Here is an 18,098-nt window from a genome sequence, read left to right as displayed (position 1 = left end):
TGGGCGTAACAGTATAGGCCTACCAACGGTTACAGCAGCGGCGATGCCCCCGGTACCCGAGCACGAGTCATTGATGACGAGGTTCTTGTCGAACGGCAGCCAGTACGATGTGCACAGGCCGACGCCGCCACCTGCCGTCTTGAGCGCGTTCGCGCGGCGGATGATGCCCTCGGTGACGCCCTCCATGTCCAGCGGCTGGCCGGGCTGGTAGCCGGGCACGTCGGCTGACGCGGTGATCTCCCGGGGCGGGTTCGGGTCCGGGGCAGCATGCGCGGCTGGTGGACGCGGACGCGGGACAGGTCGGGGGCGCGGGCCTTGGCTACCGCTCCGAAGGCGGTGACCGGCTTCTCGGGCTCGGGTTCGGCGACCGGCTCGGGCTCGGCCGGCTCCTCCGGCTCGTTGGCCGCGACGGTGGGCTCCTCCGGATCGTCGCCGCGCACTGCGGCGGCCAGCTGCTCGATCTCGGCGGCGGCCTGCTCTGCGGCAGCGATGCGCTCGGCCTTCTCCTTGCGGATGTCCTCGACTGCGGTGGCCAGCTCGCGGAGCTTGGTGAGGTCGTCGGTGGTGACGGTGCTGCTGCCTGCCTTCGCGTCGAAGGCCTTGACGGCTCCGTCGAGAAGCGCGTCCAGCTCATCATCGGTGAGAGCGGTGATGTCCTCGGGAAGGGAGAACTCTTCCATGGGGCCGGGCTCCAATGTTCTTGCATGGAGTGCCCGGCCCAAAACCAGCGGCTGTCACACAGCATAGCGAGATGTCGAAGTCGCGACGCTGATGCACTACAGCCGCACAACGGCTGGTCATGGCGACAAGCTAGCAGCGCTCATCCTTTTGGCCGTCTCACCAGATGCACCATCACAGCGTCAGGGCGGCGGAGGGCTCACCGCCGAGGAGGCAGCCCGGGCGGCACGACCGACTGCCTTCATGTCTGCAGCATCGCTTCGTTGTGTCAGGAAGAGTTTCACCAGAGCGAGCAGACTCGGACCGCACAGAGCAGTTGCGAGCCATGGCTGGTCGGGCGCAATCCAGATCCCCCCACCCAGCATGGCCAAGGCTATGAGGACGCTGGCCCCCAGTGTGCACATGCGGTACGTATGCTTCCGCATACGCTCAGCCTCGCGCGCTGCGCGTTCAGAGGCCGCCTTGGCTGCTTCAGCCTCGCGCTGGGAGGCCTCACGCTCAGCGGCAGCGTCGCGCTCTGCCTGCGCGCGTTGATTTTCCAGCTGCTTCAGCCGGATCTGGTGCTCCCGTTTCAGTTGCGGTTCAAGCGCCCTGAGGGCCACCTCAAGCTTCTCTGGGCCTCCTAGGGCCGCACCCCACTTCGCGGCGATTTCAAGACCGGCCAGAATTAGCGGGTCATCGTTGGCGGCGGGGACAGGTCGCTGTTCCTCGAGGCTCACTGCTGCGCCCCTCCACCATCGCCACCTATGGGCGCGTAGTCGAGGCTGGATGGTTCCGGAGGCGGCCCAAGCCGCACGAAGAGGCGAGCCAGTGCCGCGTCCACCGTGCCCACTGCCGCCAAAGCATCCTCATCGGCAATTGCCGCTTCTTCAACGTCGGATTGCTCCGGCTGGCGCCAGAGCACGGGTTGGGCTTTGTCGTTGTTAGGGCGACCCTGGTAATAGTCGAGCAGGCGGTTGAGTTGCTGAAGGTACTTCCTAGCCTGTTCCGTATTACGCGGCAAGTTCTGCCTGAAATACCGTTCCCATGACTTCCTCGCGGCATTCATACCCACGAGCCTCATGCTGGGCGGGTAGTCAGTCAGAATACTCGCCCGAGTCTCATCGAGCCGCTGGAAAGCGATCTCCCAGCCCTCGAAATCCGGTGACCATGGGCCAGCCAGAAACCTGGCCATACTTCGCCTGAAATCTTCCCACCATGGCTGCTCGGCAGCGATCGCCACTAAGGTGGCGGCCTGAAACAGGACGTCCATGTCCCGCTCCCGCGGCGGCACATCCATAAAAGCCCCCCTGCCCTCCCACATCTCACTAGCGGCGGTAGCACCCCATGTCCGCATCAACCATGATCTGACGTGCCCCGGCCCCCGTCCAGGCCGCTGCCCGGATTGGCCCTGGGCCAACGCGACGCCGTCCCAGGGCCTTCCCCTACCTCGCACTCGGCTCCGTCGTGGTCTTCTGCGTCGACTCGTGCACGATGCGTCCGCTGGACTGCTCGCGGACCTGGGCGTCGACGTACCGGTTGGCGATGGCCTTCACCGTCTCCACGTTGGAGTGCTTGAAGACCACCTTGTCGCCGGGGATGACAGCCTCGTACGTCTCGGGCCGGGGAACGGCAGTGGTGTCGCCGTTCTGGCGGGCCTGGCGATTCTTGCCGCAGTTGCATCCCATGTCAGTCGTTCTCCTTCGGTGTCGCGGCGCTTGCGGTGATCTCTTCGGGGGTGATGGCGAGGGAGGCCTGCAGGGCTTCGATCTCGGCACGGCGGGCGGCCTCGCGCTGGGCCATGGCGTCGAGGAGCCGGTCCACGAACGAGTCGGTCAGCAGTGCTGCGACCAACTCGTCAGCAGCAGGGGCCGGCGGCTGCCCGGACACGCTGTCCGGACGCTGTCCTGGCAGGTCAACGGCCACGTCCGTGACGGACTCAGATGCTGTCCGGGCGGTGTCCTGATCTTGTCCGGACACTGTGTCTTGAGTGGGCAGAAGACCTGCCGCAGACGCTGCGAGAGCGAGTTCGGCACGCTCGGCGACGGCATGCATCGCGGCGAGCAGCGGCGTGGAATGGCCGGGCACCGGCACCGTCAGGACTGCGCGGAGCTGCCACTTGCCGTCTCGACCCTGCTTCAGGTGGTAGCTGGGCTGGCAGGCCGCGAATACCGACCGGTCCCACTCGGACAGCCACGGGGCCGCTGCGCCCGAGAACCACAGTCCGCGCGAGCTGAGGCCGACCGTGACGATCGCCCCGACAGTCCTGGTGTCATCGAACTGGCAGGACGCGGTCTCGCATTCGGCGCCGTCGCGGTGGTGGCCGACGTTCATCGTCATCGCGCCGACCCGCACGGTGGTTCCGTCGTCCAGCTGCCGCTTGGCGCGCAGGAAGTGCGTCAGGTCCAGGCCGTGCGCGGACAGCTTGCGCAGGGTCAGGTTCTTGCCGGGGTAGCCGGCGTGCGGCTCGTCCATCGTGGCCACGAACCCGAACACGCGGCCGTCCTTGTAGTGGACGCCTCCGGAGCCGTCGGGCAGCTCCTCGACGGTCGGCTCCCGGAACCAGGCGGCGGGCATGGGCGGCATCTGCTGCAGGGCGTGCCACGCCGAGGCCTCGATCTCCGGGGGCAGGCCGAGCGATGCGGTCTCGTCCTCCATCGCCTCACGGTCATCGTGGACCGGCAGGTCGGTGCTACCCGAGACGGCCGCGCTCACCTCGCCTTCGGGCAGGGTGGAGGCGCCGACGTACTGGCCGGGCGCGAGCCGGACGATCCGGCCGTTCTTCGCCGCCCGCCCAAGGTGCCCGCGCGCCGACTGCATGCTGATGTCGAGGGCGTTGGCGACCTCTCGGGCGCCGACCGCGACCGGCGACGTGCACACGTAGGTGACGACCCGCTCGTGCGTCTCGGAGGCCGCCGTGAGGACGACCGCCGGGGCCGCCGACGCTGCCTCCTCAGCGGGGTCGAGGACGATCCGGGCCCGGTTGTAAGCGGGCATCGCCACGAGGGTGGCGCCGCGCAGCCTGGCCCGGGTGATGCGGATCAGGAAGTCGCCGGCCTTCTCCGAGTGGACGACCAGGCCCTCGTCGGGGTTGTCGGGGTCGCCGGCCGCCGCGGTGAGCGCACCGGAGCGGGCGAACGCGGTGCGGATCGTGGCCGCGTTGACGACGCCGCCGGGGCCGGTGATGACCTGCAGATCGAAACGGTTGCGGGCGATGTGCCCGCCGGTGGACGCGGTCCACTCGGGGCGGGTGGCGCCGGACAGCATGATCGAGCCGTCCTCCATGCGCAGCACGCTCGCCTCCGCCAGGTGCCCGGAGGCGAACAGCCAGTCGGCATCCTCGGGGTCGAGGGTCTTGTCCACGAACTCCACGTCGACGTCGTCCAGGTCGACGGAGACGCCGAGCGGGGCTTCCTGCTCCAGCAGCATCACCGCGTCCTGCCCGGTGGGCCGGTTCAGGTAGAGGACACCGCTGGCGGTGATCCGGTTGCCGTCGCGCATGACCGTGTTGATGGCGCCGCACAGCTCGGCGCCGTCGTGGCCCATGCCCATCTCTTCGGCGTACTGCAGCGGCTTGGGGTCGCGGTCCCAGTACAGCGAGCCGGGCGTGAACACGCGGCCGTCGCCGGTCTGCTCGTTCTCGAAGGCGATGGCCGTATCGCCGGGCGTCGACCACGCGCGCGTCGTGATCGGCTCGGCCATGACGTCGGCCTGAGCGGTTGCGGGCATGGTGTCTTCCTCCTGCTGGGGGCCGAGAGGGATGTCCGTGTACTCGCCGGCGAAGGCGATCCGCACACGGTCGAAGGTGACTGCGCCGAGGCGGTCTTCGAGCTCGGTGAGCAGGTCGCCGTCGCCGTACGCGGCGGTGACGTGGGCGACCCATGGGGAGTGCTGGTCGGGGACCTGCTCGTCGTCCAGCTCGCTGTGGCGGATGGCGTACCCGGCGACGTTGCGCAGCTCGTGCAGATAGGGACTGGACTCGGGCCGGTCGTCGCCGGTGTCGTCGCTGACGGCCCACACCCAGCACGGTTCGTCGCCGTTGCCGTTCCACCGGTTCACGCCGAAGATCCGGCCGGGCACGGGCCCGAGCCCGCGGTCCTGCAGTTCCTCGCGAAGCAGGTCGATGAGGCTGGCGCGCTGGTGGGCGGGGAAGGCGTCGGCCTTGCCGAGGAACCACATCGTCAGGTGCAGCTCGTCGGCCGGTTCGCCGCCGTCGATGGCGAGGCGGGCCAGGTCCTCGTCGGACGGGACGAGCGCGATCATCGCGCCGGTGTTCCCGCCCGCCGCGGTGACGGGCTGCGGCTCGCTGGGGACCAGCTGGTAGTCGGCGCGGGTCGTGGACATCGCGCGGCGCACCGCATCTTGGACGATCCGGCCCATTTCCTTCAGATCGAAGACGCCGGTCGATGGGACCTGGTCACGATCGAAGGCGGATGCGCGTCTTTCGGGGTGGACTGCAAGGACACAGCGGCAGTTGACGACCTGGTTGGCCGGGGCGGTCGGGTCGTGCGGGGCGTCCATCGGGATGCCGCCGACGGTGAAGTGCTCGCCGAGGAGCCTGATCTGCCCGTTCGCTTCCTTGTGGTCGTGCCGTACCCGGTCGTCGCGCTGGCTGATCCACTGCTTCACGATCGGGGCGTCCGTGCCGGTCACGGCCCGTGCTGCTTCCAGCGTGGCCGTGTTCCACGCCCGGCCGGCCTCGGTGCGGGCGATGCGCTCCTCACGTGCGTCACCGAGCTGGGCGCCCTCGCGGGCGAACCGCTCCCGGAGCCGGGCCCGCAGCTGCTCGATGCTGTCGCCGGCGTCGACTCCTGCGGCCAGCTCCTGGCGGGCGGCCTCGGCGAGCCGTTCGCCGACGGCGCGCATCAGGTACTCGGTCGTCGTGACGTAGCTGGACATGGCCGGGGGCAGGCCGCGGCCGTCGTCGTACCGGCCGGGCAGGTCGTTCCACTCCGGGGGCAGTTCGCCGCCCGTGTCGTCGGCGGCCTGCTGCGCGGCGGTCTCGGAGACCCGCAGGAGGCGGCGCACGATGCGCGGCATCCGGTCGGTGAACATGCGGGCGATCCGGGACACGGAGAACCGGGCTGCGACCAGCTCGGTGGCGTCGGCGAGCTGCTGGGCGAACTCGTCGGCTAGCTCGGTGAGGACGGCGCTCACCTCCTGGGTGACGTCCTCCTCCGCCTGGTCGAGGAGCGCATGCAGGTCAGCCACGATCAGACTCCTTGAACTCGTCCAGGGCGGTGATGGTCGGGCACGGGAACGGGACGAACCCCTCGCGGGTGCAGTGGGCGCAGCCGCAGAAGTCGTCCGTGTGCAGGACGCGCAACCGCTCGACGGCGGCGATCAGACCCACGTGCTCCCAGCGCGGGTGCGGCAGGGCGTCGCAGTGCAGGCACAACGCCCACCCACCGGCCGGCTTGGGCCCGTCGTCGTCGTGGACCTGCGCGGTGACCACCATCAGGGCCTCACGGCCGCAGACGGGGCACAGCCGCTCGTGCGCCACGGTGACGTCGACCTCGGGGCTCGGGGTGACGGCCTGCTTGGTCACCTCGAAACGGGCACGCTCGTGGCTGCGCCACGCCACCAGCTCCTCGTCAGCTGTGCGGTCGGGGCACTGGGCGCACCAGCCGTGCACGCGGTGGGAGGCCACCGAGTGCCCGAACGGCGCCTGGTACTGGGGCTCAGCCACCGCTCACCTCTCGGTCGTCTGGGTCTTCGCACACCGAGCACCACGCCCACGTGCCGACGGTCGAGACACCGGCCGGGGTGAGGAGGGCAAGGCTGCCAGTGATGCGGGTGTACGCCTTGCAGGCCGCGCACCAGTCCTCGCGGACTTCGGCCGGGGCGAGGGTGACGGCGAGCGGCGCGGGTTGAGGCATGGCGGGACTCCCTACCGTGACACGAAAGGGTCGCTGACCTGGCGAAACAGGGCAGACCGGCGCCAACTGGCCGATAGAGTGGGGTCGTCCAACGAAGCAGCCCGAAGGGTGCGTCAACACCCTCCGGGCGCAGCCTCCTCGGTGCGTCAACACCGTCGGGGCGATGACCGAACCTGTGAGAGAGGTACGGACATGAGCGACCCTACTCCGCTGTGCACTGTGGTGTACGCAGACGGCGTCCGATGCGACAGGACCGCGACGCGGAAGGCGCGGACGCGGTGCTCCACCTGCCACGACTGGTCGTACCGCCACGGCTGGGCCGACCCCAACGGGCGTCCACGGAAGCGGAAGAACGGCGAACTGTTGGCCTTCCTGCGGGCTGCAGTCCGCGCCGACACCGACGAGTGTGTCTTGGTCACCGGCTTCGAGGGACGCCCCTCGGCCACGTACAAGGGCCGCGGCATGTGGTGCGCCCGCATCGTCTGGATCATGGCGGAGGGCGATCCCGGAGACGCGCACGTGCTCCACACCTGCCACCGTGGTGACGAGGGGTGCGTCAACCGGCGACACCTGTACCTCGGGAACACGCAGCGGAACATGGCGGACCGCGACGAGGCGGGCCGCCAGGCGCGTGGCAGTCGTCAGGGCAACGCCGTGCTCGAAGAGGCCGACGTCCGCCGGATCCGGGAGATGCTCGCCTCCGGGCTGTCCCAGACGGCCGTGGCCGAGCAGTTCCCTGTCTCGCGCAGGACCATCAGCGACATCGCCCGCGGCACGCGCTGGGCGTGGCTCAACTGACCTCACGCCGCCACCGCCAGGCCCGCACATGAGCTGATCACCGCAGGGACCACCTCGAAGGAGTGGACGATCCCCGCGGCGATCAGCTCTCGCGCGTAGGAGTCCAGAGAGGCGGTCAGGCACTCGGGGTCGAGGCCATACCGGTTGGCGATCTCAGGGACGCGCCGCCAGGCCCCTTCCAGGAGCCGGTACTGCTCAACCTGGCCCGGCTCCACCTTCAACTCGGTGTGCAGGGCCGCAGCCTCGATCTCGCGGGCCTTGGCTCGCTCGCTGCGGGGGCAGATCGGCGTCCGGAGGAGCTTGTCCCCGGCGGAGGACAGGGCGGCCCAGATCAGGCCGTCTGCAGCCGCCACCAGGCCCTCACCGGCTCGGGGCGTGGCCGAGGCGGGCAGGGTTGCCGGCTCGTCGGCGGTCTCGTCCACGGGCAGGTCCGGCTTGGTCGGGCTCTGCTGCTGGTCCTGCGGCTGCGGCTGGTTCTGCTGCGCCTGGTCGGCGTTCTGCTTCTGCCGCTCGGCGATCTCCTCGGTGGTGGGGGCGTCGTTCTCGGTGAAGCCGGTCTCACGCCGCAGGGCTTCGTCGGAGATGACTCCACGGTCATAGGCCTGCAAGGCGGTCTCCGAGCGGTTGGTGCGTACCCGCAGCGGGGCGGTGTCGTACCAGACGAGCCAGCGGTGCCAGTCCTCGACGTTCTCGGCCTGCAGGAGCGGGCGCAGCCACTGCTGTGTGAGCGCGTACGAGACGGTGGCGAGCTTAGGCTCGATGCCCATGCGGATGGCCTCGCTGGTCAGCGCCCACGCACCCCAGTGGTTGGAATCTCCCAACCCTAGGAGGATCTCGGCCGGAATCTCCAAGCCGTTCGCGAAGCGTCTGATGGCTTCCTCGCGCAGCTTCAGCGCCAACTCGTCAAAGCTGCTCTCGAACGTCAGCAGCTTGAAGTCGGAGATGCTGTCGGCGGGGACCTCGAGAACGATCGGCACCGTGGCGGCGGCCGACTCGGGTTCGCGGATGGCGGTCTCTGCGACCGTCATCAGGATTTCGATCAGGTCGTCCTCGGCGTCGTTCTGCGTCGAGGTGGTCGGGAACCTGGTGCCCTTGGGGACGAGGAGGATGCCGCGGCCGGTCAGCCGGGAGCGGGCAATGGCTTTCACCGCGGCGTTCAGCAACAGGAGTTCTTCTAGCAGGTCGATGCTGGAGCGCACCGGCGAGTCGGCTTCGATGCTGCGCTCAGGGTCCGGCTCCCACACGCGCAGGGCCACGGGGGCGTCGGGGTCGAGGTTCTCGGGGTCGCCGGCCGGGATCATGATGTCGTCGCCGTCGACCTCGGCGGTCAGCTTGCCGGACTGCTGGCGGACTTCGCGGGTGGACAGCACCCGCCAGTCGTGGCCGTCCTCGAGCGAGTCGGGGCTGAGGACTTCGGAGTTGGGGCGGATGACGATCCAGCCCTCGCCGGGTACGGTCAGGTGCTTGCCCATGGAGCCGAGGAGCTTGGATTGTCCGTCGGGGCCGCCAGCGATCTGGGCGACGATCTCGGCGGCGCGGTGGCCGTCGGGGGCGCGTTCGATCGAGCCGTCCTCGGCCCGACGACCGGCGAACAGGACGGCGCCAGACATGGCGTTGCCGACGTAGGAGGCGGCGAAGCGGACCTCGGGCACGAGGTGGTACAGCTCCCAGGCTCGGTTTTGCCATCCCTGATCGGTGCTTCCCTTGCTGCCTCGTCCGACCTTGCGGTCGATGTAGCGCGAGGCGGCAGCGGCGAGTTCGGACCTCACCGGTTCACCAGGCCGCCGAGCGTGTCGTCCACGCGGTTCAGGAACACCGCGGCGCCGGCGACGGCGAGCCACTCCACGCCATGCACGACGAGCGGTGAGCCGCCCCACTGATCGGAGGCGAGGAGCCAGGTGGCGAGCATGGCGCCGCTGATCCACCAGCCCATGCAGTACACGCAGCTGATCAGGGATCCGACTGCAGTGCGCACGCGGCTGGTGGGTTTCCGGCTGAGCCAGTCGAAGACGGCGACGCGCGCAGGTTCTAGCACCGTGTCATGGACGGCTAGCTGTGTCGCCCGGTAACCGGCGGCCGCGAGGACGACAAGCTCCGGAAGACTGATCATGCCCGGCCCCTTGCTGAAGATCTTGCGGGATGCGGCGGCACACTATAGGCACTCGCCGAAAATCCTGCTTCAAACTTGATCTTCAGCAGCACATTTTTGATCACCGTGCGCTTCGCATGGAAGTCAGCGCCACTCGATGAGAAGGCACTCTGTCGCACGGCTTGTTTGGGTACGCTCATTCCAAGCGTTCATGCAGGGGGGCCGAGCATGGCGAGTGTCCGGTTTGAAGCGTTCGGGGAGTGGAAGACGCTGCGGCAATGGTCGCGGGATCCGCGATGCGTCGTGGAGAGCAATCTGCTGCACCGCAGAGTCATCGCGCAGGGCTGGGAAACGGAGAACGCCATCACTACCCCGCCCACGTGGGTGAAGCGTGATTCCCTCGAGGCCGACCGGAAGAAGCCGGCCCAGCGGACGTTCGTTCCCGAGCCCAAGCCCAAGCGCGCACGAAGAAAGCTGCCACCAGTCAGCAAGGAAACGCGTGAACAGCTGGCCCGGAGGGCAGCGGAGCATGACCAGCACTGGCGTGACTACCCAGCGACGTCACGAGCTGTAACTGACAGCAGCTCAAGTGTCCGTGCACTCCAAGGCGGGCTGCCGAGCCTTGGTCGACGTCGCTGAGGCCCATCAGCCGCACCGTCAGGCTTCGTAGCTCCAAGGACGGCCGTTCGTCGACGCCCCTTGTTCGAGGTGCCGGGCTGTCACGAGGCCGACAGCCTGGCGGCCCTCGACGCGTCGGTTTACGCAGCCCCTTCCGCTGCTAGGGCGGTAGAGCGAATGGACTTGATAACCGCATCCATGCTGTCGATGTCCGCCTCTGTGAAGAGGTCCTCAGGCCCTTGCGGCGCAAGCGAGTTGAACGGCGCTTCGTACAGGGTCGCGATGTCGATGGTGCCGTTACGCGCCAGGTAGTCGATCAGGAGATCCACGTAGCGCAGCTGAGCACTGGACAGAGTCCGTCCACGCTGGAAGTCGGCGAACGCGTCGCGGGCTGCGTCGCGGTCCAGGCCGGTCAGGGAGCGCAGGAAGACGCCGAGCCCGCCTTCGATGTTCCGGGTGCGGTCGAGGTCAGCCTCGGTACCGATGCCAGCCTCCAGGAATACCCGCTCCAGCTCGGCCAAGTCCGTCGCGGTGATCTGCCGGTTCCGGCGAATCTTCTGGATGGCCAGCTGATCCTCGTGGGCACGCAGGTAGATCTTCAGCTTCTGCTCGAATCGGGTCAGGTCTGATCCGATGGCGGTGCCCTGCAGCTGGGCGACAGTCAGCTCGCCCAGTTCGTCCTCGAAGTCGGTGTAGACGATGTTGCGACGGGTCTTCTCAATGAGCTTGACCAGGCTCCGCAGCCGACGCCGCATTGACTCCAGCATCGGCAGGGTCACGTCCTGCCACCACTCGTCGCCGACCAGCTCATCGATCAGCTCCTGCTGAGCCCGCACGGCCGGGATCGTGTACTGGTCCTGCAATGCGGAGGCGATCTCCTGCACCTGGGCGCGCAGCCGCTCGTAGCCGGGGTCAGCGCGCACTACTGCAAGTTGCAGCCGCAGGGCGAGGAGGTCGAAGCGCTTAGCCTCCTCGGTGCTGTCGTCGTCGCGGAACGCGGTCGGCAAACCCGCCAGGTGGTCGACGACCTGGGCGTGCGTCTCCTGCGTCAAAGAGAGCCAGGCGTCAAGGCCGGCGAACGCGTCAAGGTACTCGCGCTTGGGACGGACCAGGAAGTTGTCCGGGTTCATGGCCGTCACCTCCTGGTGCAGCCGCTCGGCGAGATCGTGGCGCAGCCCCGACGTGCTCACGGTGCCGTCGCCGTCACCCGGCTGGGCCTCGGCCTGCTCGTCCGAGGCGGGCTCCTGTCCGTCCAGGGCAAGCAGCAGGTCTGCACGGCCCGTGAAGATCCTCTGCGACAGGGACGGCCCGAGCTTGCCCTCTGCCTTCATGAGGTTCTGGTTGAAGAACTCGATGTTCTGGCACAGGTCGAAGACCAGGAACCCGTCCTTGTCCCGGTTCGGGCCGAACAGGTCCGGGCAAAGTCGAGTGCCACGGCCTATCATCTGCCAGAACTTGGTCTTGGAACGCACGAGCTTGAAGAAGACCAGGTTCACGACCTCCGGCACGTCTACGCCGGTGTCAAGCATGTCGACCGATATCGCGATATGCGGCGCCTTGATCGGGTCAGAGAACTGGTCGATCAGGCTCTGCGCGTACTCCTTGCGGTACGTGATGACCTGCGCGAACTCGCCCCGATACTCGGGATAGTTCGCGTTGAACCGCTCTGCGATGAATTCGGCGTGGGCGTTGTTCGCCGCGAAGATGATGGTCTTTCCGAGACGGTCACCGCCAGCCACACGAACGCCCTGCTCCATCAGTGTCGCGAGCGCCTTGTCGACCGTGTCCGCGTTGAACAGGTACTTGTTCAGCTCCTCAGAGCTGACCTCGTCCGGAACACTGCCGTCCTCGGCCCAGTCCAGCTCGTCCCAGCGCTCCTTTTCCTCGTCCGACAGGTCCGCGTACCTTATTCCGCCACGCTGAAACTTCAGCGGCACGCCAACGGCTCGCGCAGGCACCAGGTACCCGTCGGCGACCGCCTCCTCCAGGCTGTACACGTCTGTCGGGACGCCGTCCTCCAGATGGAAGCGCCGGTAGGTGTTGCGGTCAATCTCGTCCTTGGGCGTAGCGGTCAGACCGACGAGCAGGGCGTCGAAGTAGTCAAAGATCGCCCCATATTTCTGGTAGATCGAGCGGTGCGCCTCGTCCACCACTATCAGGTCAAAGTAGCCAGGGCCGAAACGTCTCGCGCCCGACTCCTCCACCTCGTTGATCAGGTTCATCAGCGTCGGGTACGTCGACACATACACCCGCGCATTGGTGTTCTTCTCCTCCAGGAGGTTCACGACCGGCGCGCCCGGCAGCAGGTTTTTGAACGCGTTCGCGGCCTGCTTGACCAGCACCTTGCGGTCCGCGAGGAAGAGCACACGCTTGACCCAGTTGGCCCGCATCATCAGGTCGGCTATCGCGATCACGGTTCGGGTCTTGCCCGAGCCCGTCGCCATCACCAGCAAGGCATGCCGCGCCGCGTCGGACTCGAACGCCTCAGCCACTCGGCGAATTGCGTGGGACTGGTAAGTGCGGCCGGCAATCTGGTCGTTGATGGGCAGCTTCGCAAGATTCTGCCGCCCTGTCCGGCGCTGCACCAGCAGCCGCAACTCCTCCTTGGTGAAGAAGCCCTGGACCTCACGCGGCGGGTAGTTCAGGTCATCCCACAGGTACGTGTGGTAGCCGTTAGTGTAGAAGATGACGGGCCGCTGCCCGAATTGTTTCTCCAGCGAGTCCGCGTAGAGCTTGGCCTGGTGCTGACCCGCCCTCGCGTCTTTCGTAGTGCGCTTGGCCTCCACGACCGCCAAGGGCTTTCCGTCGTTGTCCCACAGGACGTAATCGACCTTGCCCTTGCCCGTCTTGGACGCCGACTCCGGCAGACCGGTGATGGGGAACTCCCGGTCGCTCGGCTGGTCCAGTGCCCAGCCCGCCTCCTTCAGGAGCAGATCGATGATCAGAGTCCGGGTCTCGGACTCGTTGTAGTCGTGCGTGTCGACGCGCGCCTCGTTGGCCGCCTTCGCAGCCTTGACCTCCGCGCGGAGCGCCTGCAACTCGGCATCGAGGTCCTGGCTCTTCCGCCGCTCAGCCGCCAGCTCCTCTTGCTGCGCAGCGAACTGTTCCGCCATCTTCTTCAGTTCGGCCTGCTTCGCCAGCCGAACGCTGGCTGGCTCCGGGCGCGGCACAAGCGTCGGATCGAAGGCCAGGCCCGGCGCGGGCAGGTTGGCCTTGTCTACGGCGTAGGTGCGGGCCAGCCAATACATGACGTGGAACAACTCGCCCACAACGCGCATGGCATCGTTCACCGACACCGGCGTCTTGCGGTGCACTGCGGCATTCCCCTGCCGCCGGATGACATCCATCTTCGTGCGGATCGCCGGACCCACAACCCGCACGAAAGTCGGTTCCGAGACCATCGCCGCCAGGTCATCCCGATACGGACGCTGCAAGGCCTCATCCACCTCGAACATCCAGGTAACCCCAAGCTCCACCGCCCGTCGGGCGTAGAACACCGCTGCCCGAGGATCGGCCATAGCCAGCCGCTCGGCGTGAATCGCCTCACCGCACAGCTCCGGCCACTCACTATTGAGGAACCAGAAGTTGCTCACGTACCACTCTCCCCCTGATGCCGTTCACGCCGAGCGTTCGGTGAACGCACGCTGTCGAATCGAAAAGAAAAGTTCGTCCAGAATCGCAGCCTGTTTCCGGTGCACAGCCGTCACCCTGGAAATCTCACGGATTTTCTGCACGTACTCCAGTTGAAGGTCCAGCGGTGGAACCTGAATGACCAGCGGTGCAAGGTCCTGCTTGTTCAACTGCGGAACGCTGCTTCCGCTGACAAGAGCGGAGAGGTCGAAGAATGAGAACCACTGGCGGAGATAGGTCAAGTTCAGGGCCGCGGCATCCGGCACGATTCCCATGAGGTTCGGGTCCAGGATCGCGGGCCGGACGGTGATCCGCTTCTTGTTGGTGGAGATCGCCCCACCTCGCTTGGGGATGACGATCGTTCCGGCCGGGCAGGTGGCCGACTTTCCCCCCGGGCCGGTGCTCCAACTTCGGGACGTGGAGATCTCGTGCTCGTTGCCCGGGAGATTCATGTCGGAGACCTTGAGCAGAAGATAGCCGCCCTGTTGTCCCGTATAGGCGACGCCTTCGGGGAGCGAGGCACCCGCGTGGAACCGCACCACTTCGCCCAGCTGCACGGTCTCCCATCCCTTGGGATTGCGCTTGAGATCCCCGAACGTTTCCAGGAAGACCGACCGGGACAGTTCGTCGAGGAGCGAGATGGCCGCACTGCGCCTGGCCCGCAGGGCATCCGCCTGGTCAAGCGCCCTGACGGCCTGGCGCTGCCGGGGCACGTCCAGCACCGGCACCGAAAGCGCGAGGAAGACGTCCTTCGGCAGGGAGCGACGTCGCGCCGTCGTCCCCTGAAGCTTGGCGGAATAGTAAGCAAGTGCCTTCGGTGACCTCAGGAAACGCTCGAGGTAGCCGCGGTCGATGCGTTCCGGATCGGAAACGTCCCAGATCTCGTAAGCAGGACTCACGATCGCTTCGTCGTACTTGTCCTGGATGGCAAGGACGCCTTCGTCGATGGGGAAACCGACGACGAGCTGGCCGCGCTTCACCACCTTGTAGGTGGAGGTGTCCTGGCTGGCCACCCTCTTCCTGAACTTGTCACCCTGGTCGATCAGACCGTGCTTCATGGTCATAGAGAGGATGGGATAACTCACCGAACCGGCACGACAGACCGCAGCTGGCCTGATGAGGGAACCTAGGGGAACGGTGAAGCCGGTCACCACAGCATCCCCTTGAGCTCGCTCATACCTTGCTGGATCTCCGCCTCGATCCTGGCCAGATCGTCCATGATCTCCTGTGGCGTGCGGTGCTCCACTTCCTCGTGGATGACTTCCCGGTAACGGTTGAGGCTCAGGTCGTATCCATGGGACACGATGTCGGCTTTGGGGACGCAGAAGCTCTGCTCCGCGCGTGACCTCTCCAGCTCGCTGCCGTTGCGGCGCTTCCAGCGGGCCAGTACGTCGGGCAGGTTATTACTGCCGTGCTCCTCGCCACTTAGCACGGCCTCGCCAACCAACGGGCCCAGCTTCTCTTCTGGCAGAAGCGGAGCGCGCTTGTCGTCGAGGCTCCAGCCGTCGGCCGTGACCTCGTAGAACCAGACGTTGTCGGTGCCCCCACTGTTCGTCTTTGTGAAGAACAGAATGGCCGTGGACACTCCGGCGTAGGGCCTGAACACACCGCTCGGCAGCTTCACGACGGCGTCTAGCTTGTGTCCCTCGACAAGGAGCTTGCGCAGGTCCTTGTGCGCCTTGCTGGACCCGAACAGCACTCCGTCCGGAACGACGACCGCCGCGCGGCCGCCGGGCTTGAGCAGGCGGAGGAACAAGGCGAGGAACAGCAGCTCCGTCTTCTTCGTCTTGACGACGGCCTGCAGGTCCTTGGCCGTGGCGTCGTAGTCGAGGCTGCCAGCGAAGGGCGGGTTGGCCAGGATCAGCGAGTATCGCTCCGCCTCACCGGCTGCGCTCTCCGCGAGCGAGTCGCGGTAGCGGATGTCCGGATTCTCCACCCCGTGCAGAAGCATATTCATGGAGCCGATCCGCAGCATGGTGCTGTCGAAGTCGAAGCCGTGGAACATGCGCTCGTCGAAGTGCCGGCGCTGCGCGGGCTCCATCAAAGCTTCGTGATGGGTACGCGCCACGTACTCGGCCGAAGCGACGAGGAAACCGGCCGTGCCGCAAGCGGGGTCGCAGATCTCGTCCCTCGGGCCAGGAGCGGTCATCTCGACGATCAGCTGGATTATGTGCCGCGGTGTACGGAACTGGCCGTTGTGCCCCGCTGTCGCGATCTTGCTGAGCATGTACTCGTACAGATCGCCCTTGACGTCCCGGTCGCCGAGCGGGATCTCGTCCAGCATGTCGACGACTTTCGCTAGCAGGGTGGATGTACCGATTGCGAAGCGTGCGTCGCGCATGTGGTGTGAGTAGGTGGAGTCCTGGCCGCCGAGGTTCCTGAGCCACGGGAACACGCCGTCCCGCACCAGGGTGAGCATGGCCTCCGGGGACTGGTTGCTGAAGCGGGACCACCGCAACCGGTCCGTCTCATCGGTGAAGATCGGGTTCTCGATCGGCCGGCCTGTGCGGTTGGCCTTGTTCTCTTTGGCCGTCTGGAGGTCGTCCAGACGGCGGATGAACATCAGGTAGGTGATTTGCTCGATCACCTCCAGCGGGTTCGAGATCCCGCCCGACCAGAAGGCGTCCCAGACGCGGTCGATTTTGCTCTTCAGCTCACCCGTAATCACAGCCCGAAGGCTAACGGACCCCACTGACAACCCGCACGGAGTCCCCTGATTAGCGCCCGAAGGGCGGCAGGGTCCCACCGCTCTGCCCGCGCTGGCGCTGCGCTTCGCCCCGGGGCAGCCGCCCACGGGCTGGCCACGTGATCAACGTCCGTGGGAGGGGCTGAGGGTGTTCTCCTACTTTCCGATCCTTCGCCCATAGGCGGACGCTGTACCACCGGGCGGCCGACTCCTGCCGAGCTGGCCCGGCTGCGGCATCGTCGGCAGCGGCGGGTGGACGATGGCGCCCTGGTTGGCCTCCGGGATGAGGCCGTACGCCAGGATGCACGAGGCGTCGATGCGGCCGGGGCTGTCCGGGTCGGTGGACTGCCAGGTTGCCCACTCGCGCTCGAGGTCGGTGAAGAGGCCTCGAAGCCGCACCTTGTCCTGCACCATCTGCTGGGCGATCGGCTCCGCGCGGAGCAGCTTGCCCTGCTTTGCCCGTACTGGCTGGATGACGGGCATCAGTGCCGTCTTGGGGATCTCGCCGTCATTCTGCAATTTCTCCCATGATGTCTGGATCGCGAGGACGCACATGTCCCGGCCGAAGTTCCACTCCACGTAGATGATTGCCGCGTTGATGCGGTGGGCGAGGAGGCAGGCCGCGGTGGACCACTCGGCGGACGACATCGCGGCCGACACGTCGTCGGTGATCCACACGCGACCGTCGCCTCCCAGGAAGCCGCCGATGACGGCGGCGACGTCGCGCCCACCGCCCGAGGGGTCGATGGCCACGGCGATCTTCTGCGGCTCCACCTGCGTGGTGGTGTCCCGCAGCATCCGCAGCAGCTCCTCGGACACGAGCGCGCCCTCGGCCGGCTGCGGATCGCCCTGCGCCAGGGCGTGCCAGTCCCGCACGATCGACGTGCGCTTCATGTCCGCCCACCACGCCTTCAGCGCCGCCTTGTTCCGCGTGGAGATCTTCGGATGCGGCAGCGGGTCCCCCGGGGCGCGGCCGAGCGGATCCGGACCGAACTTGGGGTCAGCGACCGCGGGCAGGTGAATCACCTTCCACCGGCCGCCGTCCTCGATGCGGCCCTCCTCCTCCAGGCGTCGGCCGGCGAAGTCGTCCGGGTGCCAGCGGGTCTGGATCGCCACCACGGCGTTGCGGTCCGGCTGCAGACGCTTCAACGCGGTGGACGAGTACCAGTCGTGCAACGCCCGCCGGGTGGCCTCCGACTCGGCGTCCGCGCGGTCCTTGTGCGGGTCATCCACGATCAGCAGATTCACCGGGTGACCGGTCAGGCCCTTACCGACCGACACCGAGCGGACACCGCCGCCCGTCGTCAGCGACCAGTCCTGTTTCGCCGACGAACCCCACTGCAGCCGCAGGTCGAACTCGTCGCCGTACTCCTCCACATAGTCCCGGACGATCTTGCCGCGCCGCAGCGCCAGGTCGTCGCCGTACGAGGTGACCGCGACCCGGTCCATCGGGTACAGGCACAGCCACCAGAACGGAAACCACTCCGCGACCGTGGTCGACTTCCCGACCTGCGGCGGGGTCAGGATCAGCAGCCGGTCGTACTCGCCGCGCCCCACCTCCGCCAGGGCGTCCCCGATGACCTTCAGGTGGGGCCGCATCCGGTAGGTGCGGTCCAGGCCGCGAGCGAGCGTCACCGGGTCCCGCAACAGGGCCTCGCTCATCGACCGCCGCGCGGCCTCCAACTGCCGGAACACCTCCGCATCGTCCAGGTGCTCCAGCTCGCTCACGGTGACCGTCATC

The 18,098-nt window shown here is 67.2% G+C and carries 14 protein-coding genes; 1 reads left to right on the top strand and 13 read right to left on the bottom strand.

Annotated features, from left to right (window positions below):
- Nucleotides 1-29: 29 nt before the first annotated feature.
- The 7 genes from AB0N14_RS17890 to AB0N14_RS17860 all read right to left on the bottom strand — a co-directional run bounded on the left by AB0N14_RS17890 (nucleotide 30) and on the right by AB0N14_RS17860 (nucleotide 6,536).
- A complete protein-coding gene (locus AB0N14_RS17890) occupies nucleotides 30-680 on the bottom strand; it encodes a hypothetical protein (RefSeq protein ID WP_366026613.1) in 651 nt (216 codons plus the stop codon).
- A 180-nt stretch (nucleotides 681-860) separates the two neighbouring features.
- A complete protein-coding gene (locus AB0N14_RS17885) occupies nucleotides 861-1,397 on the bottom strand; it encodes a hypothetical protein (RefSeq protein WP_366026612.1) in 537 nt (178 codons plus the stop codon).
- Nucleotides 1,394-1,930 carry a hypothetical protein gene (locus AB0N14_RS17880; protein WP_366026611.1) on the bottom strand — a complete coding sequence of 179 codons (537 nt, stop codon included), beginning with the start codon at nucleotides 1,928-1,930 and terminating at the stop codon, nucleotides 1,394-1,396. Before AB0N14_RS17880 ends, AB0N14_RS17885 begins: the two co-directional genes overlap by 4 nt.
- A 172-nt stretch (nucleotides 1,931-2,102) precedes the next feature.
- On the bottom strand, nucleotides 2,103-2,345 hold the full coding sequence (locus AB0N14_RS17875) for a hypothetical protein (RefSeq protein ID WP_366026609.1): 243 nt from the start codon (nucleotides 2,343-2,345) through the stop codon (nucleotides 2,103-2,105).
- A gap of 1 nt (nucleotide 2,346) precedes the next feature.
- The gene (locus AB0N14_RS17870; RefSeq protein ID WP_366026608.1) at nucleotides 2,347-5,868 is read right to left on the bottom strand and encodes a phage minor head protein; all 3,522 of its coding nucleotides are present in this window, start codon (nucleotides 5,866-5,868) and stop codon (nucleotides 2,347-2,349) included.
- Complete coding sequence (locus AB0N14_RS17865) at nucleotides 5,861-6,346, bottom strand: hypothetical protein (RefSeq protein ID WP_366026607.1); 486 nt, start codon at nucleotides 6,344-6,346, stop codon at nucleotides 5,861-5,863. Before AB0N14_RS17865 ends, AB0N14_RS17870 begins: the two co-directional genes overlap by 8 nt.
- Entirely contained in the window at nucleotides 6,339-6,536 is a 198-nt protein-coding gene (locus AB0N14_RS17860) for a hypothetical protein (protein ID WP_366026606.1), read from the bottom strand. Before AB0N14_RS17860 ends, AB0N14_RS17865 begins: the two co-directional genes overlap by 8 nt.
- 192 nt (nucleotides 6,537-6,728) lie before the next feature.
- Between AB0N14_RS17860 and AB0N14_RS17855 the strand changes: the two genes are divergently transcribed.
- Nucleotides 6,729-7,334, top strand: a complete 606-nt coding sequence (locus AB0N14_RS17855) for a hypothetical protein (RefSeq protein ID WP_366026605.1) — start codon at nucleotides 6,729-6,731, stop codon at nucleotides 7,332-7,334.
- A 2-nt stretch (nucleotides 7,335-7,336) separates the two neighbouring features.
- Here the strand turns inward: AB0N14_RS17855 and AB0N14_RS17850 are convergent, their stop codons facing one another.
- The 6 genes from AB0N14_RS17850 to AB0N14_RS17825 all read right to left on the bottom strand — a co-directional run bounded on the left by AB0N14_RS17850 (nucleotide 7,337) and on the right by AB0N14_RS17825 (nucleotide 18,097).
- Nucleotides 7,337-9,103 carry a hypothetical protein gene (locus AB0N14_RS17850; protein ID WP_366026604.1) on the bottom strand — a complete coding sequence of 589 codons (1,767 nt, stop codon included), beginning with the start codon at nucleotides 9,101-9,103 and terminating at the stop codon, nucleotides 7,337-7,339.
- A complete protein-coding gene (locus tag AB0N14_RS17845) occupies nucleotides 9,100-9,444 on the bottom strand; it encodes a DUF1360 domain-containing protein (protein ID WP_366026603.1) in 345 nt (114 codons plus the stop codon). The genes AB0N14_RS17850 and AB0N14_RS17845 overlap by 4 nt, the downstream gene beginning before the upstream one ends.
- Before the next feature lie 737 nt (nucleotides 9,445-10,181).
- Nucleotides 10,182-13,634, bottom strand: coding sequence for a DEAD/DEAH box helicase family protein (locus AB0N14_RS17840; RefSeq protein WP_366026602.1), 3,453 nt, complete (start codon nucleotides 13,632-13,634; stop codon nucleotides 10,182-10,184).
- A 24-nt stretch (nucleotides 13,635-13,658) separates the two neighbouring features.
- Nucleotides 13,659-14,735, bottom strand: coding sequence for a restriction endonuclease subunit S (locus AB0N14_RS17835; protein ID WP_366026601.1), 1,077 nt, complete (start codon nucleotides 14,733-14,735; stop codon nucleotides 13,659-13,661).
- Between the two features lie 83 nt (nucleotides 14,736-14,818).
- Nucleotides 14,819-16,339, bottom strand: coding sequence for a class I SAM-dependent DNA methyltransferase (locus AB0N14_RS17830; RefSeq protein ID WP_366026600.1), 1,521 nt, complete (start codon nucleotides 16,337-16,339; stop codon nucleotides 14,819-14,821).
- Between the two features lie 174 nt (nucleotides 16,340-16,513).
- A complete protein-coding gene (locus tag AB0N14_RS17825) occupies nucleotides 16,514-18,097 on the bottom strand; it encodes a terminase family protein (protein WP_366026599.1) in 1,584 nt (527 codons plus the stop codon).
- Between the last annotated feature and the right edge of the window lies 1 nt (nucleotide 18,098).

Origin of the sequence: Streptomyces sp. NPDC051104, from assembly GCF_040682835.1 — a bacterium.
Classification (GTDB): Bacteria; Actinomycetota; Actinomycetes; order Streptomycetales; family Streptomycetaceae; genus Streptomyces; species Streptomyces cynarae.
Note: the sequence above shows the minus strand (reverse complement) of the source record. Positions and strands in the feature narration are given on the sequence as shown.

What these genes read in the sequence shown, in the direction of transcription:
- AB0N14_RS17890 (WP_366026613.1), bottom strand. Translation starts at nt 680, where the DNA reads ATGGAAGAGTTCTCCCTTCCCGAGGACATCACCGCTCTCACCGATGAT.
- AB0N14_RS17880 (WP_366026611.1), bottom strand. Translation starts at nt 1,930, where the DNA reads ATGGACGTCCTGTTTCAGGCCGCCACCTTAGTGGCGATCGCTGCCGAG.
- AB0N14_RS17875 (WP_366026609.1), bottom strand. Translation starts at nt 2,345, where the DNA reads ATGGGATGCAACTGCGGCAAGAATCGCCAGGCCCGCCAGAACGGCGAC.
- AB0N14_RS17860 (WP_366026606.1), bottom strand. Translation starts at nt 6,536, where the DNA reads ATGCCTCAACCCGCGCCGCTCGCCGTCACCCTCGCCCCGGCCGAAGTC.
- AB0N14_RS17855 (WP_366026605.1), top strand. Translation starts at nt 6,729, where the DNA reads ATGAGCGACCCTACTCCGCTGTGCACTGTGGTGTACGCAGACGGCGTC.
- AB0N14_RS17845 (WP_366026603.1), bottom strand. Translation starts at nt 9,444, where the DNA reads ATGATCAGTCTTCCGGAGCTTGTCGTCCTCGCGGCCGCCGGTTACCGG.
- AB0N14_RS17835 (WP_366026601.1), bottom strand. Translation starts at nt 14,735, where the DNA reads ATGACCATGAAGCACGGTCTGATCGACCAGGGTGACAAGTTCAGGAAG.
- AB0N14_RS17825 (WP_366026599.1), bottom strand. Translation starts at nt 18,097, where the DNA reads ATGACGGTCACCGTGAGCGAGCTGGAGCACCTGGACGATGCGGAGGTG.